The 23,834-nt window shown below is 67.1% G+C and carries 22 protein-coding genes; 11 read left to right on the top strand and 11 right to left on the bottom strand.

Annotation, left to right across the window (positions count from 1 at the left end; all coding sequences use genetic code 11):
- Nucleotides 1-2 precede the first annotated feature (2 nt).
- Nucleotides 3-806: a general secretion pathway protein GspB gene (locus tag ASD94_RS21250; RefSeq protein ID WP_056647428.1), complete on the top strand. Its 804-nt coding sequence runs from the start codon at nt 3-5 to the stop codon at nt 804-806.
- Between the two features lie 133 nt (nt 807-939).
- Here ASD94_RS21250 and ASD94_RS21245 read toward each other — a convergent pair whose 3' ends face one another.
- Nucleotides 940-2,151: an ABC transporter substrate-binding protein gene (locus ASD94_RS21245; protein WP_056647426.1), complete on the bottom strand. Its 1,212-nt coding sequence runs from the start codon at nt 2,149-2,151 to the stop codon at nt 940-942.
- Nucleotides 2,152-2,315: 164 nt separating this feature from the next.
- On the opposite strand from ASD94_RS21245, the gene ASD94_RS21240 reads away from it, so the two are divergent.
- Nucleotides 2,316-3,041, top strand: a complete 726-nt coding sequence (locus ASD94_RS21240) for a Crp/Fnr family transcriptional regulator (protein ID WP_015012356.1) — start codon at nt 2,316-2,318, stop codon at nt 3,039-3,041.
- Nucleotides 3,042-3,090: 49 nt separating this feature from the next.
- Here the strand turns inward: ASD94_RS21240 and ASD94_RS21235 are convergent, their stop codons facing one another.
- The gene (locus ASD94_RS21235; RefSeq protein ID WP_056647423.1) at nt 3,091-4,806 is read right to left on the bottom strand and encodes a methyl-accepting chemotaxis protein; all 1,716 of its coding nucleotides are present in this window, start codon (nt 4,804-4,806) and stop codon (nt 3,091-3,093) included.
- A 406-nt stretch (nt 4,807-5,212) separates the two neighbouring features.
- On the opposite strand from ASD94_RS21235, the gene ASD94_RS21230 reads away from it, so the two are divergent.
- The 7 genes from ASD94_RS21230 (at nt 5,213) to htpG (ending at nt 14,770) form a co-directional block, all read left to right on the top strand.
- Nucleotides 5,213-6,109, top strand: coding sequence for a DUF4394 domain-containing protein (locus ASD94_RS21230; protein WP_056647418.1), 897 nt, complete (start codon nt 5,213-5,215; stop codon nt 6,107-6,109).
- On the top strand, nt 6,106-6,750 hold the full coding sequence (locus ASD94_RS21225; protein ID WP_156391493.1) for a methylamine utilization protein: 645 nt from the start codon (nt 6,106-6,108) through the stop codon (nt 6,748-6,750). The genes ASD94_RS21230 and ASD94_RS21225 overlap by 4 nt, the downstream gene beginning before the upstream one ends.
- Nucleotides 6,750-9,083 carry a bifunctional diguanylate cyclase/phosphodiesterase gene (locus ASD94_RS21220; protein WP_056647409.1) on the top strand — a complete coding sequence of 778 codons (2,334 nt, stop codon included), beginning with the start codon at nt 6,750-6,752 and terminating at the stop codon, nt 9,081-9,083. The genes ASD94_RS21225 and ASD94_RS21220 overlap by 1 nt, the downstream gene beginning before the upstream one ends.
- Nucleotides 9,084-9,245: 162 nt before the next feature.
- Nucleotides 9,246-10,247 (top strand): pseudouridine synthase, encoded by a 1,002-nt coding sequence (locus tag ASD94_RS21215; protein WP_235510722.1) that lies wholly within the window; start codon nt 9,246-9,248, stop codon nt 10,245-10,247.
- 42 nt (nt 10,248-10,289) lie between these two features.
- Nucleotides 10,290-11,594: a triacylglycerol lipase gene (locus ASD94_RS21210; RefSeq protein WP_082576964.1), complete on the top strand. Its 1,305-nt coding sequence runs from the start codon at nt 10,290-10,292 to the stop codon at nt 11,592-11,594.
- 107 nt (nt 11,595-11,701) lie between these two features.
- Nucleotides 11,702-12,637 (top strand): hypothetical protein, encoded by a 936-nt coding sequence (locus tag ASD94_RS21205; RefSeq protein ID WP_056647400.1) that lies wholly within the window; start codon nt 11,702-11,704, stop codon nt 12,635-12,637.
- Between the two features lie 159 nt (nt 12,638-12,796).
- The gene (htpG, locus tag ASD94_RS21200) at nt 12,797-14,770 is read left to right on the top strand and encodes a molecular chaperone HtpG (protein ID WP_056647397.1); all 1,974 of its coding nucleotides are present in this window, start codon (nt 12,797-12,799) and stop codon (nt 14,768-14,770) included.
- A gap of 155 nt (nt 14,771-14,925) precedes the next feature.
- Here htpG and ASD94_RS21195 read toward each other — a convergent pair whose 3' ends face one another.
- Nucleotides 14,926-15,234, bottom strand: coding sequence for a hypothetical protein (locus tag ASD94_RS21195; protein ID WP_056647393.1), 309 nt, complete (start codon nt 15,232-15,234; stop codon nt 14,926-14,928).
- Between the two features lie 160 nt (nt 15,235-15,394).
- Here ASD94_RS21195 and xrtH point away from each other — a divergent pair, with 160 nt between their 5' ends.
- Together xrtH and ASD94_RS21185 are read left to right on the top strand one after the other, a co-directional pair.
- Entirely contained in the window at nt 15,395-15,907 is a 513-nt protein-coding gene (gene xrtH, locus ASD94_RS21190) for an exosortase H (protein ID WP_056647390.1), read from the top strand.
- Nucleotides 15,908-15,939: 32 nt separating this feature from the next.
- Nucleotides 15,940-16,551 (top strand): exosortase H-associated membrane protein, encoded by a 612-nt coding sequence (locus ASD94_RS21185; protein ID WP_056647385.1) that lies wholly within the window; start codon nt 15,940-15,942, stop codon nt 16,549-16,551.
- A 75-nt stretch (nt 16,552-16,626) separates the two neighbouring features.
- On the opposite strand, the gene ASD94_RS21180 is transcribed toward ASD94_RS21185, so the two are convergent.
- From ASD94_RS21180 to ASD94_RS21145, 8 genes are all read right to left on the bottom strand, one after another.
- Nucleotides 16,627-17,685 carry a serine/threonine protein kinase gene (locus ASD94_RS21180; RefSeq protein ID WP_056647383.1) on the bottom strand — a complete coding sequence of 353 codons (1,059 nt, stop codon included), beginning with the start codon at nt 17,683-17,685 and terminating at the stop codon, nt 16,627-16,629.
- 44 nt (nt 17,686-17,729) lie between these two features.
- A complete protein-coding gene (locus tag ASD94_RS21175) occupies nt 17,730-18,824 on the bottom strand; it encodes a DUF2855 family protein (RefSeq protein WP_056647378.1) in 1,095 nt (364 codons plus the stop codon).
- Between the two features lie 97 nt (nt 18,825-18,921).
- Entirely contained in the window at nt 18,922-20,358 is a 1,437-nt protein-coding gene (locus ASD94_RS21170) for a bifunctional serine/threonine-protein kinase/universal stress protein (protein WP_056647373.1), read from the bottom strand.
- A 1-nt stretch (nt 20,359) separates the two neighbouring features.
- A complete protein-coding gene (locus tag ASD94_RS21165) occupies nt 20,360-21,118 on the bottom strand; it encodes a metallophosphoesterase (RefSeq protein WP_056647370.1) in 759 nt (252 codons plus the stop codon).
- A 134-nt stretch (nt 21,119-21,252) separates the two neighbouring features.
- Nucleotides 21,253-21,639, bottom strand: a complete 387-nt coding sequence (locus ASD94_RS21160) for a DUF1304 domain-containing protein (protein WP_056647368.1) — start codon at nt 21,637-21,639, stop codon at nt 21,253-21,255.
- Between the two features lie 4 nt (nt 21,640-21,643).
- Nucleotides 21,644-22,060, bottom strand: coding sequence for an organic hydroperoxide resistance protein (locus tag ASD94_RS21155; protein ID WP_056647672.1), 417 nt, complete (start codon nt 22,058-22,060; stop codon nt 21,644-21,646).
- A gap of 83 nt (nt 22,061-22,143) precedes the next feature.
- Nucleotides 22,144-22,608: a MarR family winged helix-turn-helix transcriptional regulator gene (locus ASD94_RS21150; RefSeq protein WP_056647366.1), complete on the bottom strand. Its 465-nt coding sequence runs from the start codon at nt 22,606-22,608 to the stop codon at nt 22,144-22,146.
- Nucleotides 22,609-22,879: 271 nt separating this feature from the next.
- Nucleotides 22,880-23,698: a crotonase/enoyl-CoA hydratase family protein gene (locus ASD94_RS21145; protein WP_056647363.1), complete on the bottom strand. Its 819-nt coding sequence runs from the start codon at nt 23,696-23,698 to the stop codon at nt 22,880-22,882.
- Nucleotides 23,699-23,834 lie beyond the last annotated feature (136 nt).

The following is a 23,834-nucleotide window of genomic DNA, read 5'->3' as shown; positions in this document are numbered from 1 at the left end:
CAGTGTCTTACATCCTCGACGCGCTGCGGCGCGCAGAAGCCGAACGGGGCCGTGGCGCCGTGCCCGGCATCCATACCCAGGCGGTGCCCGTGCCGGGTGCCGTGCCGGTGGCCGGGCGGTCGGCCATCAGCCCGGTGCTGGTGGCTGTGGCGGTGGTTGCTGTGGCCGCCGCGGCGGCCGGCGGCACCTGGTGGGTCTTGCAGCGGCCTGTACCGGCGGGCGCCGTCGTAGTGGCTGCAGCGCCTGCTACTTCTGCGGCCGTGGCTCCGTCCATGCCGGCGGTAGCGTCCACGGCGCCACCCGCTGCCGTGGCCTCCCTGGAACCGGCCCCTGCCGTGGCGCCAGCGGTAACGCCCCCTCCGGCAACCGCGCCGCGCGCGGCGGCACCGCAGCGGGAGCGGCCTGCGCCCGCGCCCAGCCCCTCCGTGGTGCCGCACTCCCCTGCGGCCGACCCCGAGCGGCCGCGCTCTGCAGCGCCCGCCCCGCGCGAGCGCACGCCCGCCGCTCCCCCCCCGCGTGCCGCAGACGTAGCAGCGGCCAATTCCGCTCCTGCCGCAGCCCCGGTCGCCACGGGCACCGTGTTTGCGCAGGCCGATCTGCCCGAAGCCGTGCGGGCGCAGCTGCCGTCACTCAAGATTTCTGGGGTCACCTATTCCAGCAACCCGGTGTACCGGATGGCCATCGTCAACGGCCAGGTGCTGCACGAGGGCGACCCGGCCGGGCCGGGCCTGCTGCTGGAGAAGATCGAGCCCGGCCGCACCATCTGGTCGTTCAAGGGCTACCGGTACGGGCTGGCGTCGCAATAGCAGTATTTGGGCGAAATCGGCCGGTAGCGTTAGTGCAATATGCGCTGATAGCTATCTGATTTATAGCAATTGAATGGGCGGCCCCGCCGCAGCGCGCCCCTGTCATCAGCGTGCCAGCGGCGGGCCCTTCGGGCTATCGCAAGAACCGCCCATCGCGCCCCACCAGCGTGAGTTCGACAAAGCGCGAGGCGTTGCGGTCGGGCGTGCTGGCGCTGATCTCGAACCCGCCCAGGTCCCACTTTTTCAGGTTCCAGGTGGCGTCGATGAAGGCTGCGCGGGTGGGGTTGCGGCCTGCGCGCTGCAAAGCCTCGGCAAACACGCGGGCGTTGATGTAGCCCTCCAGCGCCAGATGCGAAGGCTCGGCCGTGGCGCCCGAGGCCTTCCAGGCGGCCTGGAACTCGCGCACCACGGGCATCACCACGTTGGAGGGCAGGGGCACCACCTGCGAGATCGCCATGCCCGTGGCGTCCGCGCCCAGGGCCTTGACGGTGGCCGGGGTGCCCATGACCGACAGCGCGTACAGCGTCACGCCCCGCTTGAGCGCGCGGAACGCCTTCACAAACTCCAGCGTGGGTTTGCCCGCCAGGCCAATCACGATGGCCTCCAGGTTGCCGCCGGCCAGCTTGGCTGCGGCGCTGCCCGCGTCCGAGGCATTGTTCTCCACGGTCACCGCGACGGCCTCGGGCAGCTTGAGCCGGTCCATGGACTGCTTGGCCGCGTTGAACACCTCTTTGCCGAACGAGTTGTTCTGGTAGACGATGCCAATGCGCTGGATGCCGATGGTGGACAGGTGCTGCACCAGCTTCTCGGCCTCGTCGGCATAGCTGGCGCGGATGTTGAACACGTTGCGGGCGTTCTTGGTGCGGCTGAGCTGCGCGCCGGTGAAGGGCGCAAAAAACGGGATGCCGCTCTCGATCACCTTGGGCAGCATGGCGTCGATCATGGGCGTGCCCATGCAGTTGAACAGCGCAAAGTACCCAGGGTCGGCCAGAAACTGCTCCACGTTGGCCAGCGCCTTGGGCACGTCGTAGGTGTCGTCCTGGGTGACGAGTTCGATGGCCTTGCCGTGCACGCCGCCGCGCGCATTGATGCCCGCAAACGCGGCCTTGGCGCCCTGGTGCATGGCCGAGCCCAGATCGCCCAGCGGGCCGGTGAGGGCGGTGGACTGTGCGATCTTGATGGCGCCCTCCTGCGCGCGGGCTGCGCCGCTCCAGCCCAGCCCGGGCAGGCCCACGGCCGCTGCGGTGGCGGCTGCAGCGGCCAGCACTTGGCGGCGGGCCAGGGGGCGCAGTGCGGTGGGCGCGGGGTGGTGGGGGCGTGCGGTGGTGGAAGATGGTTGGGTCATGGTGCTTGTCTCCTCGGGGCGCCCTCCCTGTATGGCGGGGGCGCGAGGCGACATCATCCCGTCACGATTGGCATTTTTTTGTCGGTCTGACGACAATTGGGGTCGTGGTATTCCCGCATGCCCAGGCGGCCGCGGGGCCCCTTTTTCGTGAGAACCTTTGTGCCATGGACCCACGCACCCACCAGGACTTGTCGCTGCACCAGCGGCGCCGTTCGCCCACACCGCAGGAGCTGGAAGGCATTCCCTGGCTCCCCCTGCTGCTGCCCGCTGAACGGGAGCGTGCGGTGGCCTCGCTGCTGGTGGGTGACGCCAAGCCGGGCGACTATGTGTGCCGTGTGGGACGCCCGGTGACCTATTGGTTTGGGGTGGTGGAGGGTCTGCTCAAGATGAGCACCGACAACGCCCAGGGGCAGACCATGACCTATGCGGGCCTGCCGCCTGGCGGCTGGTTTGGCGAGGGCACGACCATCAAGCGCGAACCCTATCGCTACAACATCCAGGCCCTGCGCAAGAGCGTGGTGGCGGGGCTGCCCATCGACAGCTTTCACTGGCTGCTGGACCACTCCATCGGCTTCAACCGCTTCGTGATGAACCAGCTCAACGAGCGCCTGGGTCAGTTCATCGCAGCGCGCGAAATCGACCGCCTGAACAACCCCGATGTGCGGGTGGCGCGCAGCCTGGCATCGCTGTTCAACCCGGTGCTGTACCCGGGCGTGGGCGAGGTGCTGCGCATCACGCAACAAGAGCTGGCCTATCTGGTGGGGCTGTCACGCCAGCGGGTGAACGAGGCGCTGTCTGCGCTGGAGGCGCAAGGCGCCATTCGTGTGGAGTACGGCGGCCTGCGCGTGCTGGACTTGGCTGCGCTGCGGTCCAGCGTGACCGCCCCCTGAGGCGCTCTGCGCTTTCCCTCTGGGAGCGTACGCCCGTGGGAAAGTCTCGTCAGCTGCGCGGCAGTGCAGGAGCGCGTGACGGGGCAGAGGCCAGTGGGCGTGGGGCTGTGGTGCGTGTGGGCGCCGGCACCGCCGCCGGTGCTGCGGCGGGGCTGGCGGTACCCCAGCTGTCTTCGCCGCCGCCATCGTTGCGCGTGAGGCGGAAGGTGCCCACCATCTGCGTGAGGCGCCCCGCCTGGTCCTTGAGGCTGTCGGCGGCGGCCGCGCCTTCTTCCACCAGCGCGGCGTTCTGCTGGGTCATTTCTTCCAGCGCGCCCACGGACTGGCTCACATGGCCGATGCGCTGGCTTTGCTCCTGCGTGGCGGCCGTGATCTCGCCCATGATGTCGGACACGCGGCGCACCGACTGCACCAGTTCTTCAATGGTCTTGCCCGCGTGGTTGACGAGCGTGCTGCCTTCTTGCACCTGGTCCACGCTGGTGCCGATCAGGGCCTTGATCTCGCGCGCAGCCTGGGCCGAACGGCCCGCCAGGTTGCGCACCTCGCCCGCCACCACGGCAAAGCCCCGGCCCTGCTCGCCGGCACGGGCGGCCTCAACGGCGGCGTTCAGCGCGAGGATGTTGGTCTGGAACGCGATGCCATCGATCACGCTGATGATGTCGGCGATCTTGCGTGAGCTGGCGCTGATGGTGTCCATGGTGCGCACCACCTGGCCCACCACTTCGCCGCCGCGTGTGGCCGCATCGGACGCGGTGGACGCGAGTTGGTTGGCCTGGCGGGCCGAGTCGGCGCTTTGCGACACCGTGCCGGTCAGGTCCACCAGCGAGGTGGCAGCGCTTTGCAGGTTGTGCGAGGTCTGCTCCGTGCGCTGGCTCAGGTCCAGGTTGCCCGAGGCCACCTCCGAGCTGGCCACCAGGATGGAGTCGGCAGTCTGGCCGATCTCGCCCACCAGGGTGCGCAGACGCTCCTGCATGGCCGCAATGGCTTCGAGCAGGCGCCCGGTTTCGTCGTGGATGCGCACCTCCACCTGCGAGGTGAGGTCGCCGCGCGCAATGCGCTCGGCCACCACCACCGCACGGCCGATGGGGGCAGTGATGCTGGCCGTGATGCGCCAGGCGATCAGTGCGCCCAGCCCGATGGCCAGCAGCACCAGCAGCCCGCCCACCACACGGGCGCTGCTCTGGGTTTGCTCTGCAGAAGCCGTGGCTTCGGCATTCAGGGTGTTTTGCAGTTCGATCAACTCGCGCAGCTTGGCACGCCAGGCGGTTTCGGCGGGGGCCACGCGCGTCATGAGCGCCAGCGTGGCGCTCACGGTGTCGCCGTCGTCTGCCGCCTTGATGGCGTTGTCGAGCTCGGGGCGCGTCTTGCCGCCCAGGGCCTGCACCTCGCCCAGCAGCTTGAGCTCTGCGGGGGTGGCGGTGGCTGGGGTGAGCAACTGGGTCAAAGCGGCTTCCTGCGTGGCGTACTCCTTGAGCGTCTTGCCCACGGCCACGATCTGCTCGCGCGCCTGCTTGGGGTCGATGTCGTTGAGCATGGCGGCGGAGCGGCTCTGGATGCCGATGGCGCTCACGCCCTCCAGCATGCCGTTGACCAGTTTGGCCTTGTTGGCACCCACGTCGGTGATCTGAATCATCTGATCGTGCACCTTGCCCGCGGACAGTTGGCCCACCGCCGCCACAGCCACCAGGAGCACCAGCATGCAGCCGAATCCCAGGCCGAGCCGGCTGGAGATCGAGAGGGATTTGAGGGTGGAAGCAGCCGACATGGGGGTCCTTGGGTCTCGAAAAGGATCAAAGCGTGATCAAACGGTGGGCTTTTGCGCCAAGCAATAAGGGTGCCCACCGGCCGCTGTGCGCCCATTGGGCGGGCGCTGGGGTCGGTGCAGTGTAGGTAATAACAACCAAATGTGTCATGAGCGTTGCGGATGGCCCCATGCCCGATCTGCATGGCCGCCGTTGTTACAAATGCGGCCATGCACGAGCCGGGTGCGCTGGAGGCAAAGTGCAACAGAAGGTCGCGCTGAAATCATGATGAAAAACACTGGTAGTGCCATCGAAATATGGCTTTGTTGCTATCAAAAACAAAGTAAATGCAAGGCTTGGGGTTTGCCCTTGCCCCCGCCGTGGGCGCAATCGATCAGGTATAAACCTGTAACACTTGCGAGGCCTTTCATGCATCCGTTTTTTCCCTCCTCCACGCTGCGCGCGGCCGCCGCCTCTGCGGCGGCCCTGGCCGTGCTGGCCGGCTGTGCGGCGCCTCGGCCCGATACCGGGTTGCGCGAAACCCTGGTGGCGGTGACGGCCTCGCAGGAGCTCATCACCTTCCAGGCTGTGCAGCCCGAGCGCATCCTGGAGCGGCGCCCGGTGACGGGCCTGGCGCCCGGCGAACGGCTGGTGGGCATCGACTTCCGCGTGGCCAAGGGCGTGCTCTATGCGCTGTCGCAAGCGGGCCGCCTGTACACGCTCGACATCCCCACGGGCGCGCTGCGCCCGGTGGGCCTCGCGCCCGCTGCGCTGGCGCTGCAGGGCACCGTGTTCGGCTTTGATTTCAACCCAGCGGCCGACCGCATCCGGGTGGTGTCCAACACCGGCCAGAACTTGCGCCTGCACCCCGACACCGGGGCTGCCGTCGATGGCGACGCTGCCGTGGAGGGCGTGCAGCCCGACCCCAGCCTGCGCTACGCCTGGGGCGACGTGAACGCCCGCCGCAAGCCCGACATTGCCGGTGCTGCCTACACCTACAACCCCAACGACAGCAAGATCACCACCAACTACGCCATCGATCGCGCCCTGGGCGTGCTGGTGATGCAGGGCTCGCGCGAAGGCACGGTGCCCGTGGTGTCGCCCAATGCCGGGCAGCTGCGCACCGTAGGCCCGCTGGGGCTGGGGCCGCTCACGGATGTGAGCTTTGACATTGCCGACGTGGGCAACACCGCCCTCATTGCCGTGCGCACCGCCGCCGATACCCAGACCCGGCTGCACCAGGTGGACTTGGCCACGGGCGCCACCCGCCCCCTGGGCCTGGTGGGCGACGGCGCCCCACTGGTGGGCCTGGCGATCGAACCATGAGCCAGAGCGGTATGCCCAGGCTGCCGGTGCGTGCGGGGCGCAGGACCTGGTGCGCGGCGCTGCTGGCCACGTTGGCCGCTGGCGCCGGTGCGGGCACGGTGCAGGTCGATGTGTCTGACGCCGCGGGCAAGCCGCTGGCCGATGCCGTGGTGTTTCTGGACTCTGCCGAGGCGCGCAAGCAGGTCAAGCCGCTGTCTGGTGCGGAGATGGCGCAGGAGAAGCGGCAGTTCGTGCCCGGCCTGCTGGTGGTGCCGGTGGGCACCGAGGTGCTGTTCCCCAACCGCGATTCGGTGCGGCACCATGTGTACTCCTTCTCGCCTGCCAAGAAGTTCGAGCTCAAGCTGTACAGCGGCACGCCGTCCAACCCGGTGCTGTTTGACAAAACCGGGGTGGTCACCCTGGGCTGCAATATCCACGACCAGATGGTGGGCTGGGTGCTGGTGGTGGATACGCCGTACTACGCCCGCACCCCCGCCGCCACAGGCAAGGCGCAACTCGACAACGTGCCGCCCGGCACCTACACGCTGCGCACCTGGCACACCCGCCTGCCGGTGGGTGCCCCGGCGCTGGAGCAGACGTTGGCCGTGCCCGCCACGGGCATGGCCACGGCTTCGGTGCGCATGACGGGGTTGCAGCCTTGATGCGGCTGCGCCTGGCCCGGCGCAGCCTGATCCTGCGGTTGGTGGGGTTGTCGCTGCTGCTGCTGCTCATCGTGCAGGCGGCGGGTTTTGCGGTGGTGCGGGCCTCCATCGACCGCAATGCGCGCGCGCAGATCGCGCGCGCCCTGGACCTGGACGAAAACATCTGGCGCCGCCTGCTGGACCAGAACGCCGAGCAACTGCGCCAGGGCTCGGCCCTGCTGGCTGCCGACTACGGGTTTCGCGCTGCGGTCAACTCGGGGGACGAGGAAACCATCCAATCGGTGCTGGAGAACCACGGCAGCCGCATCGGCGCGGCCGTGACGGCGCTGCTGGGGACCGACTTGGAGCTGCGTGCGGTCAGCCTCACGGGTAGCATGGACCAATTTCCGGCCACGCTGCGGCAGGTGGTGCCCCGGCTGGCGCAGCAGCCCCAGGGAAGCCAGATTGCGGTCATGGACGGCGTGCCCTACCAGTTTGTGATGGTGCCCCTGCGGGCGCCGGTGGTCATTGGCTGGGTGCTCATGGGTTTTCGCATCGACCAGTCGCGTGCCGACGAAATGCGCCAGCTGTTGTCCGTGCATGTGACCTTGATGGTCAAGGCTCCGGATGGCACGGTGACCCTGCCCGTCAGCACCTTGCCCGCCGATGCGCGGGCCTTGCTGCTAGGTAGCGGTGGCGCCGCGGGCGAGCTGCAGACGGAAGAGGGCGCATTGCTCGCGCGCTCCAGCCGGATGGACAGCGTGGGGGGCGAGGTGCACTCGCTGCTGCTGCGCTCGGTGGACGAGGTGGTGGCGCCGTACCGGCAATTGCAGGTGCTGCTGGCCATCATCACCGTGGCGGGTGTGCTGCTGTTTGCGGCGGGCACGGGCCTGGTGGCCCAGCGGCTCACCACGCCCCTGCGCTCGCTGCTGGCGGCCACGCAGCGGCTGTCGCGCGGCGAATACGACGTACCGCTGGAGCACACCGACCGCACCGACGAGATTGGCAACCTGGCGCGCTCGTTCGACCATATGCGGGTGGACATTGGCGCGCAGCAAGCCGAGATCCGCCACCTGGCTTACTGGGACCGGCTGACGGGCCTGCCCAACCGGGAGCGTTTTCGTGACGCCGTGGTGCAGGCCATTGCCGCCAGCACTGCACCCGTGCAGCCCTTGGCGGTGCTAACCCTGGACCTGGACCGGTTCAAGCATGTCAACGATGTGCTGGGCTACGCATTTGGCGACCGCCTGCTGCAGGCGGTGGCAGAGCGCCTGAGCCAGCAGCTGCCATCCCCCGACGACATGGTGGCGCGGCTGGGCGGCAACGAATTCGCCATCCTGCTGCGACGTGCCGACGCCGCCGCCGCGCACGACATTGCGCAGCGCATCAACCGTTCGTTCGAGCAGCCGCTGGCTTTTGAAGACCAGACCGTGGACCTGAGCGCGGGCATTGGCTTTGCCTGCTGGCCGGGCGATGCGGACGATGCCGACACCCTGCTCAGCCGCTCTGAAATCGCCATGTATGCCGCCAAGCGTCAGCTCAGTGGCGCGCTGCAGTACGACGCAGCGTTTGACTCGTCCAGCGCCCAGACCCTGTCGCTGCTGACCGAGCTGCGCCAGGCTGTGGAGCACCATGAGCTGCGCCTGTACCTGCAGCCCAAGGTGCCCTTGCACGGGCAGCCGGGTCTGGCGGCCGAGGCGCTGGTGCGCTGGCAGCACCCGCAGCGCGGGCTGGTGCCGCCCATGCAGTTCATTCCGTTTGCTGAGCAGACGGGGTTTGTGCGCCACCTCACGCTGTGGATGTTTGAAGAAGTCGCGCGCCTGCTGGCCGACCCGCGCGCGCGGGGCCTGCCGCTCAGGGTGTCGGTCAACCTCTCCACCCGCGATCTGCTCGACCCCGAGCTGAGCCACCGGCTGGGCGACATCCTGGCACGCCACGGGGTGCTTGCGAGTGCCTTCTGCCTGGAGATCACCGAGAGCGCGATCATGGACGACCCGCAGCGCGCCGAGGCCATGCTCAACCGCCTGTCGGAGCAGGGCTTCAAGCTGTCCATCGATGATTTCGGCACGGGTTATTCGTCGCTGGCCTATCTCAAGCGCCTGCCGGTCGATGAGCTCAAGATCGACAAGTCGTTTGTGATGGGCATGGAGTCCGGCGAGGACGACGCGATGATCGTGCGTTCGACCATCGATCTGGCGCACAACCTGGGACTCACCGTGGTGGCCGAGGGCGTGGAGACGGCGGCCATCCTGGAGCGCCTGCGTGTCCTGGCCTGCGATGAGGCGCAGGGTTACCACATTGCGCGGCCTCTGCCGGTCGATGATTTTCTGGCCTGGCAGGCGCACCAGGGGTAGGCGGCGCCAGGGCCGTTGCATTTCATTTGGGGCCCGGGCGGTCCGCAGGCGAAAATACGCGCAATGTCTTCTTCTTCCTCTCGCCCGCCTGCGGGCCCTGCTGCGGCCCCAGCCTCTGACGCTGGCGCGTCCCCTTCCTCTGCGCCCGCATCCGCCCGACCCGTGCTGCGCCGCCCGACCCTGGCGGCCAAGCCCGCTCCCGCGCGGCCTGCGCCGCCGCCCAGGGCTCCCCGCCCCGCCCGCGCGCCTGCGCCGTCTGGCTACCGTGTGGCGTCGGGCGCATTTGTCGCGCCGGTGCGCCAGGTGCCTGCGCCCGCCACCAGCACCGTGGGAGGCTTGCCCACCTCGCGCCTGAACAAGCGCATGGCTGAACTGGGCTTGTGTTCGCGGCGTGAGGCCGACGACTGGGTGGAGCAGGGCTGGGTCAAGGTCAACGGCGTGGTGGCCACCATGGGCCAGCAGGTCACGGCGGCCGACCGCATCGAGGTGGACAAGATTGCCCAGGGTTTCCAGGAGCAGCGCGTCACCATCCTGCTGAACAAGCCCATTGGCTATGTGAGCGGCCAGGCCGAAGACGGCCACACGCCCGCCGTGGCGCTGATCAACCCCCGCACCCACTGGCGCGATGACCCCAGCCGCAACCGCTTCTCCCCGCCGCAGCTGCGGGGCCTGGCACCTTGCGGGCGGCTCGATATCGATTCGGTAGGCCTCCTGGTGCTGACCCAGGACGGCCGCGTGGCCCGGCAGATCATTGGCGAGGACTCCGAGATGGAAAAGGAGTATCTGGTGCGCGTGGTCTACCAGGCCCCCGGTCAGGCGGTGCCACGCCACCCCGGCGAGCGCTCCGCGCCGCTGCAGGAAATCGACGAGCGTGACCCGGTCAGCACCAATGTGCAGGCGGTGTTTCCCCGAGAGTTGCTGGAACGCCTGCGCCATGGCCTGAGCCTGGACGGCGAACCGCTCAAGCCCGCCAAGGTCGATTGGCAAAACCCCGAGCAGCTGCGTTTTGTGCTCACCGAGGGCAAAAAACGCCAGATCCGCCGCATGTGCGAACTGGTGGGGCTCAAGGTGGTGGGTCTCAAGCGCATCCGCATCGGCCGCGTGACCTTGGGCAATCTGCCTGTGGGGCAGTGGCGCTACCTGTCGCCCAACGAGCGGTTCTGAGAGCCTGTGGGCTCCCTGACACTTTTTAAACGGAGCCCTTTCATGCCCCCACCGTCCACACCCCGGCTGCGCAAGCCTGCTGCTTCTGCCCCTTCGGTCGACGGCGCCACTGCGGCGAACGCCAACCCGCTGCGCCAGTTGCGGGCGTCCGACCTGCGCGGTGTCGCGCGCCTGGCCGCGCAGGCCACCACCGGCATCAGCCGGGTGGCCGAGGGGGTGCACCAGTCGGTGCTGGGCACGCTGGGGCTGCCGGGTGGTGACCAGCCGGGTCGTACGCGGGGGCTGACCGGGTTGGTGTACCAAAGCATCCGGGGGGTAACGCAGCTGGTGGATGCGGGCCTGCAGGCCGGGCTGGCGCGGCTGGAGCCGTTTTTTGCTCCGGCCACGCCATCCGACGCAGTGCATTGGGAGCGCGAGGCGGTTATCGCCGCGCTCAACGGCGTGATGGGCGACCGCCTGCAACGCGACGGCAACCCGTTGTGCACGCAGATGGGCTGGTACCAGCACGGTCTGCCCCTGGACTTGCGCGCGCTGGCTGCACCGGGCGCCGCTACGGGCAAGCTCCTGGTGCTGGTGCATGGCCTGTGCATGAACGACCTGCAGTGGCTGCGCAATGGCCACGACCATGGCGCCCATCTGGCCGAGGTCCTGGGCTATACCCCTGTCTACCTGCGCTACAACACCGGCCAGCACACATCCACCAACGGTGCCGAGTTATCGGCCCTGCTTGCATCCCTCGTGGCTTCGTGGCCCGTGCCGGTGACGGAGCTGTCCATCCTGGCACACAGCATGGGCGGGCTGGTGGCGCGCAGCGCCTGCCACCTGGCAGCCCAGACACCGGCAAGCGCCAGCGGCTGGCTGCCTCGGCTGCGCCATCTGGTCTTTCTGGGCACCCCGCACCACGGCGCGCCCCTGGAACGCGCCGGGCATTGGGTGGATGTGCTGCTGGGCAGCACCGCCTATTCGCGCCCGTTTGCACGCCTGGCCCAGCTGCGCAGCGCGGGCATCACCGACCTGCGCTACGGCCACGTGCTCGACACCGACTGGCAAGGGCGCGATCGCTTTCGCAAAAGCCCCGACCAGCGCACCCCGGTGCCTCTGCCCGCCGGGGTGGCCTGCCACGCGGTGGCTGCAACGCTGGCCGCGCGCCGCAGCCCGGTGGGCGAGCGGCTGGTGGGGGATGGGTTGGTGCCCTTGCACAGTGCGCTGGGCATCCACGATGATGCCGGCCGGACGCTGGGATTTGACAAGGCTCGGCAAGCGGTGTTTTACCGCCTGGGGCACCTGGACCTGCTGGCGGATGCGGGCGTGGCCCGGCAGCTGGAGGACTGGATGAAGGTCCATTGATGGATCGATCAATGCCTGGGCGGCCTGCTTTTCGACGCAGGCGGTGCTTGCCAGGCGTCGGGGCGCGGCTACCATGTCGCGTTGCGCTATATAACAAGGAGAATTGAGTGAGTGATGCGAAATACCGCCTGGTGACCCGCAGTGACTTTGATGGCCTGGTCTGCGCGGTGCTGCTCAATGAGCTGAACCTGATCGACGAGATCACCTTCGTCCACCCCAAGGACATGCAGGACGGCAAGGTGCCCATCACCAGCCGCGACATCACCACCAACCTGCCTTACGTGCCCGGTGCGCACCTGGTGTTCGACCACCACGAGTCCGAGACCATCCGCAACTCGGGCCGCCGCGACGAAAACCACATCATCGAGGCCCATGCTCCCTCGGCCGCGCGCGTGGTTTACAACCACTACGGCGGCAAGGCCGCGTTCCCGCGCGTCACCGACGAGATGATGGCGGCCGTGGACCAGGCCGACTCGGCCCAGTATTCGCGCGAAGACATCCTCAACCCCCAGGGCTGGGTGCTGCTGAACTACCTCATGGACTCGCGCACCGGCCTGGGACGCTTTCGCGAGTTTCGCATCAGCAACTACGCGCTGATGATGGACCTGATCCAGTACTGCCGCGACCACACCATCGACGAGATCCTGGCGCTGCCGGACGTGCAGGAACGCGTTCAGCTCTACCGCGAGCACGCCCGCAAGGCCCAGGCCCAGCTGCAGAGCTGCGCCATCCGCATCGACAACTTGGTGGTGCTGGACCTGCGCGATGAGGAAACCATCTGGGCCACCAACCGGTTCATGATCTATGCGCTGTTCCCCCAGTGCAACATCTCCATCCACGTCATGTGGGGCCTGCAAAAGCAGAACACGGTGTTCGCCACGGGCAAATCCATCCTGGACCGCAGCAGCAAGACCCATGTGGGCAACCTGATGCTGGAGTTTGGCGGCGGTGGCCATGCTGCGGCAGGTACCTGCCAGGTGGCCAATGACAAGGCCGACGCCATGCTCAAGACGCTGATCCAGCGCATCACCACCGACGGTTGAGCCCCCGCGCCCCGCCTGGGTGGTGCGACGCCACCCGAAGGGGCCTTGAAAACCGGGCGCATGCCCCTAAATCACGCCTGCTGGTTCGGCAGGCGTGATTTTTTGTGCCGATTCCATTCGTTTCCGTTCAGACCGATTTCCACTGAGAGAGAACCCCCCATGAGCAAGCAAACCCTGTCGTTCCAGGCCGAAGTGGCCCAGCTGCTGCACCTGGTCACCCATTCGCTGTACTCCAACCAGGAAATCTTCCTGCGCGAGCTGATCTCCAACGCGTCGGACGCCTGCGACAAGTTGCGCTTTGAGGGCCTGAACAACTCCGCGTTGTTCGAAGACGCCCCCAATCTCGAAGTGCGCGTGACCTTCGACAAAGATGCCAAGACGCTGACCATCACCGACAACGGCATCGGCATGAGCCAGCAGGAGGCCATCGACCACCTGGGCACGATTGCCAAGAGCGGCACCAAGGACTTCATGGGCAAGCTCTCTGGCGACCAGAAGGCGGATGCCCAGCTCATCGGCCAGTTCGGCGTGGGCTTTTACTCGGGCTTCATCGTGGCCGACAAGATCACCGTGGAATCGCGCCGCGCGGGCCTGAAGGCCGAAGAAGGCGTGCGCTGGATCAGCGGCGGCACGGGCGACTTTGAGGTCGAAACCATCACCCGCGCCCAGCGCGGCACCAGCATCATCCTGCACTTGCGCGACGACGCCGAGGAATACCTCAACGCCTGGAAGCTCAAGCAGGTCATCGCCAAATACTCCGACCACATCAGCCTGCCCATCCTGATGGAAAAGGAAGAGTGGAAAGACGGCGAGCTGATCAATCCATCGGACGAAAACGGCGGCCGCCAGCCCGGTGGCATGGTCAAGACCGGCGAGTGGGAAACCATCAACAAGGCCAGCGCCCTGTGGACGCGCCCCAAGAAGGACATCACCGAAGAACAGTACGCCGAGTTCTACAAGACCATCAGCCACGACCACGAGGCCCCGCTGACCTGGGCGCACAACCGCGTCGAAGGCAATACCGAGTACACGCAGCTGCTGTACATCCCCGCCAAGGCACCGTTTGACCTGTGGAACCGCGACAAGAAGGCGGGCGTGAAGCTGTACGTGAAGCGCGTTTTCATCATGGACGACGCCGAGGCGCTGATGCCCACCTACCTGCGCTTCGTCAAGGGCGTGATCGACTCGGCCGACCTGCCGCTCAACGTGAGCCGCGAGCTACTGCAGGAAAGCCGCGACGTGCGCGCCATCCGTGAGGGATCGACCAAGCGCGTGCTGAGCATGCTCGAAGACCTGGCCAAGCACGATAAGCACGACATCGCGGCGAATGCCGATGGCGTGACCGATGTGGTGGACGCCGACGACAAGGCCAAGGAAGGCAAGTACACGGCGTTCTACAGCGAGTTTGGCGCGGTGCTGAAGGAAGGCCTGGGCGAAGACTTCGGCAACCGCGAGCGCCTGGCCAAGCTGCTGCGTTTTGCATCCACCACCAGCGACGCCGTGACGGTGGGCTTTGCCGATTACAAGGCCCGCATGAAGGAAGGCCAGGAGGCGATTTACTACATCACTGCCGACAGCTTGGCCGCCGCCAAGAACAGCCCGCAGCTCGAAGTCTTCAAGAAGAAGGGCATCGAGGTACTCTTGATGACTGACCGCGTGGACGAGTGGGCGCTGAACTACCTGCACGACTTCGACGGCACCCCGCTGCAAAGCGTGGCCAAGGGCGCCGTGGACCTGGGCAAGCTGCAAGACGAAGCCGAGAAGAAGGCCGCCGAAGAGGCCGCCGAAGCCTTCAAACCCGTGCTGGCCAAGCTCAAGGAAGCGCTCAAGGACAAGGCGGAAGACGTGCGCGTGACCACGCGCCTGGTCGATTCACCCGCCTGCCTGGTGGTGCAGGACGACGGCATGAGCACCCAGCTCGCCCGCATGCTCAAGCAGGCTGGCCAGCAGGCGCCCGAGACCAAACCCGTGCTGGAGGTGAATGCCGAGCACGCGCTGGTCAAGAAGCTCGACGGCAGCGTGCACTTCCACGACCTGGCCCACATCCTGTTCGACCAGGCCCTGCTGGCCGAAGGTGGCCTGCCCGAAGACCCCGCCGCCTATGTGAGGCGCGTGAACGCCTTGCTGGTGTGAGGGGGGCGATTTGTCGATAAAATGGCGGTAGGCGCTAGTGCCATAAGCGCTTGCTGCTATCAAAATATGAGACCCCGGTGGTGCCAATGCGCCACCGGGGTTTTTTGTTTCTGCGGGAGTGTGATGCGTGGTGCCGGGATTTCCTGCGCTGCCCGTCAGTCACGGGGTTCTGCCAGCGCCAGGAGGCGCGCATGTGTCTGGTTGAGCTCCGCCGGGGTTGCGTCGATCAGGGCCTTGAGCGCGCCGTCAGGCAGCAGCATGCTCTTGCGACGGTCTGCCTTGACCGGCATGTTGCGCCAGCCCGAAAGCACCAGCCAGTCCCACAACTCTGCGGACACAGGGTGCGTGACCAGCATCTTGGTGCCCCCCCGCACGATGAACACCCCCACCGCAGGCAGCGAGCCCACGGGGGCCGGCTTGCGCGGCTGGCGGATCGATAAGGCGTTGCGGATCCAGTCTTTCATGGGGCACCCGGCGGTGAGTGGCTACAGCATAGCCAAGATTTGCGCGCGTGCCATCTCCGGGCCATGGCACTACGGTTGTTTCTTGGAACGCATGCGTTGCGGATAATGCGCGCAGGGCCAATGCATCCGGTGCTGGCCACTTCGTTGTTTGAGAGTGTCCATGCTGCGGTTCTTCCTGACTTTTGTCGTGCTCCAACTCACCCTGTTTGGCATCAACATGCTGGGGGTGGTGCAGCAGCACGTGGTGCTGCCCTGGACCGCGCTGCTGGCGCGTGGCTGCGCTGGGCTGGTGACATTGTTTGACGCATCGGCTGCTGCGGCGGGCAAGGTGCTGTGGAACACCGTCAGCGGTTTTGGCGTATCGATCGAGCCGGGTTGCAACGGCATCGAGGCGTGCATCGTGCTGTTTGCTGCAGTGATGGCGTTTCCGTCCACCTGGCGTCACAAGCTCGTGGGGCTGGGTGTGGGCTTTGTGGCAGTGCAAGGGCTGAATGTCGTGCGGGTGATCAGCCTTTTCTATCTGGGGCAGTGGAGTACCACCGCGTTCAATTTCGCCCACGAGTACCTGTGGCAGGCCCTCATCATGCTGGACGTGTTGATTGTCTGGCTGCTGTGGGTACGCGCCGGGGACCGGGCAGCGGGGCGGGCCACTGCGCCTGCCAGTGCGGGCTGATGCATCGCACGATGCCATTCTGGAGCTTGTGAATGCGCCGTCTGTCTCCGTTGACTCTCTTCGTGTTGTCGGCCTTTGGCTGGATCTTGGCGTTGACCGCCGCGTGGTCCGTGGTGTCTGCCTGGACGTCTTACCCCGTGGGAGTGCTGTCGCACATGGCCCTGGAGCAGGGGGCGCCCATGTGGGTGCGGCAGGTGCGCTTGTCACCGGGTGCCATGGAGGTGGATACCGCCATCTCGGTGCCGGTGGCCCAGGCTGGGGGGCGGCGGGGAGAGGTCAGCATTGAAGTGCGCCCAGCGCACTACGCGTATGGTCTGCCCATCTTTCTGGCGCTGGTGCTCGCAGCACGTGGCAAGGGTCGACTGACCCGGGCGGTGGGCGGGTATGTACTGCTGTTGCCGTTCCAGGCGTTCAGCCTCACGATGTCGGCACTCATGCAGATGGTGCTGGCGGCGCAGACCGATATCCGGCTGCTGCGCATCGCCCAATGGCAGATGGAGGCCATCATCTACGGCTACCAATGGGGCTCTTTGGTGGTGCCCACACTGGCTCCCATTCTGCTTTGGCTGTGGATGGATCGCCAGTTTGTGAGCGATGTGCTGGTGCGCGGGTGGCGTGGGGCCTTGCCGGTGGCGCCGTCGTGAAGGCATCTGCTGCGCACGGTCTGCCCCCACGCGGGTGCCTCCCGTATCTTGCCGCAGCGCCCGGGCCCGCCCACGTCAGGCCATCAGCGGTTCTTCCTGCATCGCCTCGATCTGCTCGATCAGCATGTCCACCTGCCCGCGCCAGTAGTCGCTGCTGCCAAACCAGGGGAAGTTGGCCGGGAAGATCGGGTCCTGCCAGCGGCGTGCGAGCCAGGCGCTGTAGTGGATGAGGCGCAAGGTGCGCAGTGGCTCGATGAGTGCCAGCTCGCGGCGGTCGAAGCTGCGGAACTGCTCGTAGCCGTCGATCAACGCGCCGAGCTGGTGGGTGCGCTGGCGCCGGTCGCCCGACAGCAACATCCACAGGTCCTGCACGGCTGGGCCCATGCGCGCGTCGTCCAGGTCCACAAAGTGCGGGCCGCCGCGGCCCCACTCATCCAGCGGGGTCCACAGGATGTTGCCGGGGTGGCAGTCGCCGTGCAGGCGGATCTGGGTGGCATCTTTCAAGCCAAATGTGCCTGTAGTGCTAGTGGCATATGCGCTGTTAGCTATCAAATCGAGAGCTTTTTCGCACTGGGTCTTCCAGGCGGCTTGCATGTCGAGCGGAATGATCTCGTTCATCAGCAGCCAGTCGCGCGACGCTGTGCCAAAGGAGGCCAGGTTCAGCGTAGGCCGGTGGGCAAAGGGCTGGGCAGCACCCACCGTGTGGATGCGGGCCAGAAAGCGGCCGATCCATTCCAGCACTTCAAAGTCGTCCAGCTCGGGCTGGCGCCCGCCGCGCCAGGGGCTGACGGAAAACGCAAAGCCCTCGTGCTGGTGCAGGGTGGCGCTGTTCAGCACCAGCGGGCCCACGGCGGGCACCTCGGCGGCCATCAGCTCGGCGGCAAAAGCGTGTTCTTCGAGGATCTGCGCCTCGCTCCAGCGGCCGGGGCGGTAGAACTTGGCCACCACGCGTTCGCCGTCTTCCAGCGTGGCCTGGTACACCCGGTTTTCGTAGGACGACAGGGCCATGAGGCGGCCGTCGCCGTACAGGCCCACGCTGGCCAGCGCGTCCAGCACCTGATCGGGGGTGAGGCGGGCGTAGGGGTGCTGGTCGTTGGCAGCGTTGGCGGCGGTATCGGGGGGCAATGGGGTCATGCCTCATTGTCGCTGCCGCGCCCTTGCCGGCCGCACATAGCGTTTCAGCCAGGCAGCATCGTCGCGATATGCCCCGCACGCGGGTCGCCGCTGCCTGCCAGCACGCTGGCAAACAGCGCCTGCGTGGCCTGGGGCCCCGCGTGGTGCTGCACCACCAGCCAGGGCTGCGGCCCGGCCGACACGGCGGTGCTGAACTGGTTCCAGGCCGCGACCAAGCGGTCGTTCAGGCCCTGCGCGCCCCAGTCGGTATGGCGCTTCTTGACCTGGGCGGGCGCAAAGAACATCACCGGGCGCGGGCCGGGCAGCTGGCCGGCGCCGCCCAGATCGCCCACATGGCTTGCGCCCACCGAGCAGCTGTAGGCCAGGCCCGTGAAGTGGGCGTGGATGCGCTGGCGCAGGCCCACGCTGCCCGCAAAGTCGATGTAGACGGTGGGCGTAGTGCCGTCGAGGGTGTCCAGTGCGTCATAAGTGACCACGCGGTGGTAGCAGCCCAGACTCTCGCAAAACGCCACATTGCCGGGCGAGGTGAGGCCGATGATCTCGATGCCCTCACGCCGCGCAAGCTGAAAGGCCGTGCCGTAGGCGGTTTTGCTCGACGCGCTGGACAGCAGCATGCGCTGGGCGCCAAAGAACTGCTGGTCGGCCAGAAAGTCGTCGATGAGCCACGAGGTGATGAACAGCGGCCGCAGTAGCGCCTGCACGTCTTCGTTGTCGGCGCGGTACAGCCCGTCGGTGCTGGTGCGCAGGTAGTGGTTGTAGACCGCATGCAGGCCCGCGCGGTGCGGGGCGCCGTCGCTGAAGCCCGTGGGGTTGACGCGGTCTGGCGACAGCACGGCCTGGCTGGCCATGGGCCAGTAGCCATACAGCCGCTCGCCCACGGCCACGGCCGGGTGCAGCGACTGCACCACGGTACCAAAGCCCCACACGGGCACGATGCCCCAGCCGGCCTCGCCGGTGGGGAAGAACTGCCAGTAGTTCAGCATGTCGCCCAGCGCGGCGTAGGTGATGTTGTTGGCCGTGAGGGCAAAAGACTCGACCCGTACGCGGACCTGGCCCTCGGCCAGCGGGGTGTCGTCGGTGGTGGTCAGGCGGGTGGTGGCCAGCTGGTCCTGGCGCACGAGGAGGGTGGTGGTGCTCATGTCGCGACGCTAAACCAAAGCGTACGCGCGCTCAAGCGGGGCGCGCCGCCTGGGCGACAGGTGCGCGGCGTGTCGGTGCGCCGGAGTGCCAACGGGCTCAGTCCGCCGTGGGCTGCGCCAGTTGCTCGAAAGGCAGCGCCTGTTTGACCAGGATGACGGTGCAGGGCGCGTCGCGCGCCACGCGCATGGGCACGGTGGCAAAAAAGCGCTGGGTCTGCAGCCCGTGCGTTGCCGCGCCCAGGATCATCATGCTCACGTGGTTGCTGGCCGCATAGCGCACCAGGGCCTGTGCCACGTCGCTGGCTTCGAGCACGTGGTAGCTGACGGCATGGCCGGTCAGGTCCAGCCCCTGGGCCCACTGGCGCAGACGGGCCATGTTCTGGCGGTGCAGCGTGGTCTCGCTGCGCTCGCTGTCGCTGGTGCTGCTGGCGCCGGGCGACACCACCGTCACGCAGGCCAGCCGCGCGCCGGGGCGGATGCCCAATGATCGACCCACGGCCTGGCGCAGCGAATAGAGCGTGGCATCACTCACATCGGCATGGGGCACGGCCACCATGAGGATGGGCGTGTCCTCTATCTGCTGCGAGGGCAGGGGGCTGGGCGTGTAGTGCATGCCCGCTGCGCGCAGCCAGCGGCGCAGGTGGGTGCGCAGCGGTGTGCGCTCGGTGCGTTCGCCGCGTTCGGTGATGAGCACCTGCTCGGGGTTGGACAGGTCAAACGCCAGGTGCGCGGCCGAGGGGTAGCGGCTGGCGGCCTCGGGCTCGAGGCAGCGCAGGATGACCTCTTGCAGCCAGGGAGGGATATCGGCGCGGTGCTTGCGCGGCGGCGCGGGCGTCATCCACAGGCGCTGGCGCATGCCGCCGCTGGTGGTGGGGGCGCCAAAGGGCAGCTCGCCCGTGGCCAGCTCGTACAGCATCACGCCGATGGCGAAGATGTCGCTGCGCGGGTCGCCGCGCACGCCTACCACCTGTTCGGGCGCGATCCAGGCGGGGGAGCCCACGGCCTGGCGCATCTCCTCGGCCAGCAGGTCGGGGTAGTGGGCGTGGCACGAGAGGCCAAAGTCCAGCAGCACGGCCGTGCCGTCGTCTTTGATGAGCACGTTGGCCGGTTTGAGGTCCAGGTGGCACACGTTCTGCTGGTGCAGGCTGTGCGCCGCGTGGGCTGTGGCCGCGCCCAGGCGGGTTATTGTTGGGATGTCGCAGTGCCCAGGCGCATCCAGCCAGTGCTGCAGCGTCTGGCCGGGGATGTATTCCATGACCAGGTAGGGCAGCCGCACCAGGTCGCCCGCAGCCACAAAACGCGGCACATGCGGGCCGCTGAGCACGGGCAGGATCTGCAGTTCGACCTCGAAGCTCACGATGTTCTCGGCCCCGTCGCCCGCCGTCATGCGCGGGATCTTCATCGCCATGGCAAAGCCGGGGCTGCGGTCGGCCTGCGCGTATTCCACGGCGTAGATGTGGGCCATGCCGCCGGCGTGGATGCAGTCCACCACGCGGAAGCCGTCGATCTCGGTGCCGGGCTCCAGCAGCTTCATCTCACTGGCCCTTTTCCAAGCGGTCGGCATAGAAGCCGGGCAGGCCTGCCGCGCGAATGGCGGCGGCGGCGGCCAGGTGGTCGTAGGGCACGCGGTAGAAGGTGATCTGCTTGGCAGTGTCGTCGAACAGCGCGTACATGGCGCGCGCATCGCCGTCGCGCGGCTGGCCCACCGAGCCCACGATGCCCAGCCACTGGCGGTGCGTGGGCACGGGCACCGGCACGCCGGGCTCGGGTGCAAAGCGCATCAGCTTGGCGGTGGGCGTGAGGAAGTACAGCACCTGCTCGTGAACATGGCCGCAGAACACGTAGCGGATGGCGGGGTCGATGCCCTGGGCGGCCGTCATGCTGCGCTCGGCCGCGTTGGAGTCCTCCACATACCGCCACTGCGCGGGCATGTCGGCACTGGCGTGCACCAGCAGCGCGCTGCTGCCCAGCCTGGCGGTGAGCGGTAGGGATTGCAGAAAGGCGATGTGGCTGTTGCCCAGCTGGTCGTGGGTCCACTGCGCGCCCAGCTCGCTGCGGTTGCGGGGGTTGGCAGGGGGCGCCAGGGCCATGGCGTCGTGGTTGCCCAGCACGCACAGGGCACCTTGCTGGGCCAGGTCGCGCACTTGCTCCACCACGGCCACGGGCTCGCCGCCGTAGCCGACCAGGTCGCCCAGCAGCGCAAATTGTTCGGTGCCGTGGGCGCGGGCGTGTGTCAGGCAGGCGTCCAGGGCCTGGCGGTTGGCGTGGATGTCGGACAGCAGGGCGATTTTCATGTGGTTGTCTCCAACCCCATCATCGCGCGCATGGCTGAATGCCAGCTTGCAGGTGGCAGTGCCTGCGTGGCTTCAAATCAAAAATAGCCGCCAGCGCTGGTGTATCAAGCGCTAGCAGCTATGGTTTTGGTAGCTCAGAGGCTGCGCTGTGCGGTGACTGGTTTGTCCAGCGCCAGCACCAGGCCCAGCGCAATGATCGCGGGCAGCGCCTGGCTGAAGAAGATCTTGGGCGCTGCGGTGGCGGCGCCAAACACCCCGGCCACGATCACACAGGCCAGAAAGAAGATCTTGAACACCCGGTTGCCGGTGAACAGCCCAAAGAACAGGCCCGCCGCCAGAAAACCGTTGTACAGCCCCTGGTTGGCCGCCAGCGTCGTGGTGGCGTCGGCGAACTCCTGGGTCAGGTTGAAGGTCTTCATGCCCTGCGGTTTGTTCCAGAAGAACATTTCGAGCACGAGGATGTACACATGCTCGATGGCCACCAGGGCCACCGCGATGCGGGGAAGCAGCTGGCGACCCATCGTCTTAGACGATCGTGATGGTCACGTCGATGTTGCCGCGCGTGGCGTTGGAGTAGGGGCAGACTTGGTGGGCTGCATCCACCAGCTTCTGGGCCGTGGCCTTGTCCATGCCGGGCAGGCTGATGGCCAGGCGCGCGGCGATGCCGTAGGCGTTCGGGATGGGGCCCAGGTCCACTTCGGCGTCGATGGACACGTCTTGCGGCACGGGGATGCCGATCTTGCCGCCCACAGCCTTCATCGCGCCGATGAAGCAGGCTGCGTAGCCGGAGGCAAACAGCTGCTCGGGGTTGGTGCCGGTGCCGGACGTACCGGGCGAGGACAGCTTGACTTCCAGGCGGCCGTCATCGGTCTTGGCGGCGCCATCGCGGCCACCGGTCACGTGCGACTTGGCGGTGTACAGGACTTTTTCGAGTGTGGTCATGGTGTCTTCCTTGCGGTTGTTGCCCACGATGGGCGGTGGAGGGAATCGGTTCTTGCAATGTCGTTGCGTGTTTCTGCGGGCCGTCAGCGTTGCTCGCTGAGCCGGTCTCGCAGCTGCTTGAGTTCGGTGGTCAGGGTGGTCAGCTCGGCAATCGAGCACTGGCTGCTTTGCAGCACGCACTGCGGGATGGCCTCGGCCTGGTCGCGCAGCGCACGACCCTCGGCGGTGAGGGTGATGCGCACGCGGCGCTCGTCCTGCACATCGCGCAGCCGGGCAATCTGGCCCTGCGCCTCCAGGCGCTTGAGCAGCGGCGTGAGCGTGCCGGAGTCGAGAAAAAGGCGCTCGCCCAGCTCGGACACGGTCACGCCGTCCTGCTCCCACAGCACCAACATCACGAGGTACTGCGGGTAGGTCAGGCCGATGCGGTCGAGCAGGGGCTTGTACAGCTTGGTCATCGCCAGCGAGGCGGAGTACAGCGCAAAGCAGACCTGGTTGTCCAGCCGCAGGATGGCGGGGCTGGGAGTGTGGGGTGTGCTGTGGCTGGGCATGGGGTGAATTCTGATTGCAAATTCAATTGTGTGCAATTGAATTGTGAAAAACTTTGTTAATGAATGGGATTGGGTGGGTGGGGAAGCAGCGCCACGCCATCGGTGCTAGTCGCGCGTCCCGCTGGCGCAGGCGGGGGCGCTGTGCTCCCGTCAATCGCGGGGAATTGCTATCAATAGCAGAGCTGCTTGCGCATGATCCATATGCGCTAGCGGTCGATTAGGCTTGAAACTTTGCATGTGGTGGTTCGGGCGACAACGAACCACCAAGACCTCAGCGCCCGCTGAACTGCGCGGGCCGGCGCTCCACAAACGCGCGCACGCCTTCGGCCGCGTCTTCGCTGTTGGCCAGCTGCTTTTGCACGGGGATGAATTCCGCCACCGCTGCCGCCTGCCCCTGCTCGATGGCCTTGAGCACATTGAGCCGCGTGGCCACCACGGCCCGCGGCGCCTGGGCTTCGACGCGTTGGGCAATCTGCAGTGCTTCCTGCAGCTCCTGGCCTGCGGGCACCACCTTTTGCACAAAGTTCAGCCGGTAGGCCTCGGCGCTGCCGAATTCGTCGGCGGTCAGCAGGTGCAGCAGGGCGTTGCCCGTACCCGCGCGCTCGGCCATGCGCAGCGTGGCGCCGCCCGTGGCCATGATGCCGCGCTGCACTTCCATCTGCGAGAAGCGGCAGTTGTCGGCCGCCACCACGATGTCGGCGCCCAGCATCAGCTCGATGCCCACGGTGAAGCAGATGCCCTTGACTGCCACCACCATGGGCTTGGTGCGGCGCCGGTAGCCAGGCAGGCCGTAGTCGTGCGGCTCCACCAGGCCTTCGGGGATGGCTTTTTCGCCGCGCTGCATGTAGGCGCTCACGGCGGGCAGGTCGAGCCCGGCGGTGAAGTGGTCGCCAAACGCATGCAGCACGCCCACGCGCAGGGCGGGGTCGTCGTCGAGTCGGGTGTAAGCCTCGGCCAGCTGGCGGAACATGGGGGGCGTCCAGCCATTGCGCTTGGCAGGCCGGTTGATGCCGATCAGCAGCACATGGCCGATGACCTGGGTGTCGATGTTGCCCTCGGGCGGGGGCGTAGTGGGGGTGATGTTTGTCATGGGCGCAGGTCTCCTGGCCCATGATTGAAAACGCTTCAAGCGCTGCGCGCCGTCTCAATCGAGACAGCGCAGCCGATTAAGGCAAGCGGCCTCCAAAACCGGCGCGGCGACTTACCAGTGCCCCCGCGCAAGGGCC

The sequence above is a fragment of the Acidovorax sp. Root70 genome (assembly GCF_001428225.1).
Taxonomy (GTDB): domain Bacteria; phylum Pseudomonadota; class Gammaproteobacteria; order Burkholderiales; family Burkholderiaceae_C; genus Acidovorax.
The sequence above is the reverse complement of the archived record's forward strand: the minus strand, read 5'-3'. Positions and strand labels throughout refer to the sequence as shown.

What these genes read in the sequence shown, in the direction of transcription:
- ASD94_RS21170 (WP_056647373.1), bottom strand. Translation starts at nt 20,358, where the DNA reads ATGAAGCTGCTGGAGCCCGGCACCGAGATCGACGGCTTCCGCGTGGTG.
- ASD94_RS21165 (WP_056647370.1), bottom strand. Translation starts at nt 21,118, where the DNA reads ATGAAAATCGCCCTGCTGTCCGACATCCACGCCAACCGCCAGGCCCTG.
- ASD94_RS21220 (WP_056647409.1), top strand. Translation starts at nt 6,750, where the DNA reads ATGCGGCTGCGCCTGGCCCGGCGCAGCCTGATCCTGCGGTTGGTGGGG.
- ASD94_RS21225 (WP_156391493.1), top strand. Translation starts at nt 6,106, where the DNA reads ATGAGCCAGAGCGGTATGCCCAGGCTGCCGGTGCGTGCGGGGCGCAGG.
- ASD94_RS21240 (WP_015012356.1), top strand. Translation starts at nt 2,316, where the DNA reads ATGGACCCACGCACCCACCAGGACTTGTCGCTGCACCAGCGGCGCCGT.
- ASD94_RS21160 (WP_056647368.1), bottom strand. Translation starts at nt 21,639, where the DNA reads ATGGGTCGCCAGCTGCTTCCCCGCATCGCGGTGGCCCTGGTGGCCATC.
- ASD94_RS21155 (WP_056647672.1), bottom strand. Translation starts at nt 22,060, where the DNA reads ATGACCACACTCGAAAAAGTCCTGTACACCGCCAAGTCGCACGTGACC.
- htpG (WP_056647397.1), top strand. Translation starts at nt 12,797, where the DNA reads ATGAGCAAGCAAACCCTGTCGTTCCAGGCCGAAGTGGCCCAGCTGCTG.
- ASD94_RS21230 (WP_056647418.1), top strand. Translation starts at nt 5,213, where the DNA reads ATGCATCCGTTTTTTCCCTCCTCCACGCTGCGCGCGGCCGCCGCCTCT.
- ASD94_RS21235 (WP_056647423.1), bottom strand. Translation starts at nt 4,806, where the DNA reads ATGTCGGCTGCTTCCACCCTCAAATCCCTCTCGATCTCCAGCCGGCTC.
- ASD94_RS21145 (WP_056647363.1), bottom strand. Translation starts at nt 23,698, where the DNA reads ATGACAAACATCACCCCCACTACGCCCCCGCCCGAGGGCAACATCGAC.
- ASD94_RS21245 (WP_056647426.1), bottom strand. Translation starts at nt 2,151, where the DNA reads ATGACCCAACCATCTTCCACCACCGCACGCCCCCACCACCCCGCGCCC.
- ASD94_RS21180 (WP_056647383.1), bottom strand. Translation starts at nt 17,685, where the DNA reads ATGACCCCATTGCCCCCCGATACCGCCGCCAACGCTGCCAACGACCAG.
- ASD94_RS21175 (WP_056647378.1), bottom strand. Translation starts at nt 18,824, where the DNA reads ATGAGCACCACCACCCTCCTCGTGCGCCAGGACCAGCTGGCCACCACC.
- ASD94_RS21210 (WP_082576964.1), top strand. Translation starts at nt 10,290, where the DNA reads ATGCCCCCACCGTCCACACCCCGGCTGCGCAAGCCTGCTGCTTCTGCC.
- ASD94_RS21185 (WP_056647385.1), top strand. Translation starts at nt 15,940, where the DNA reads ATGCGCCGTCTGTCTCCGTTGACTCTCTTCGTGTTGTCGGCCTTTGGC.
- xrtH (WP_056647390.1), top strand. Translation starts at nt 15,395, where the DNA reads ATGCTGCGGTTCTTCCTGACTTTTGTCGTGCTCCAACTCACCCTGTTT.
- ASD94_RS21195 (WP_056647393.1), bottom strand. Translation starts at nt 15,234, where the DNA reads ATGAAAGACTGGATCCGCAACGCCTTATCGATCCGCCAGCCGCGCAAG.
- ASD94_RS21150 (WP_056647366.1), bottom strand. Translation starts at nt 22,608, where the DNA reads ATGCCCAGCCACAGCACACCCCACACTCCCAGCCCCGCCATCCTGCGG.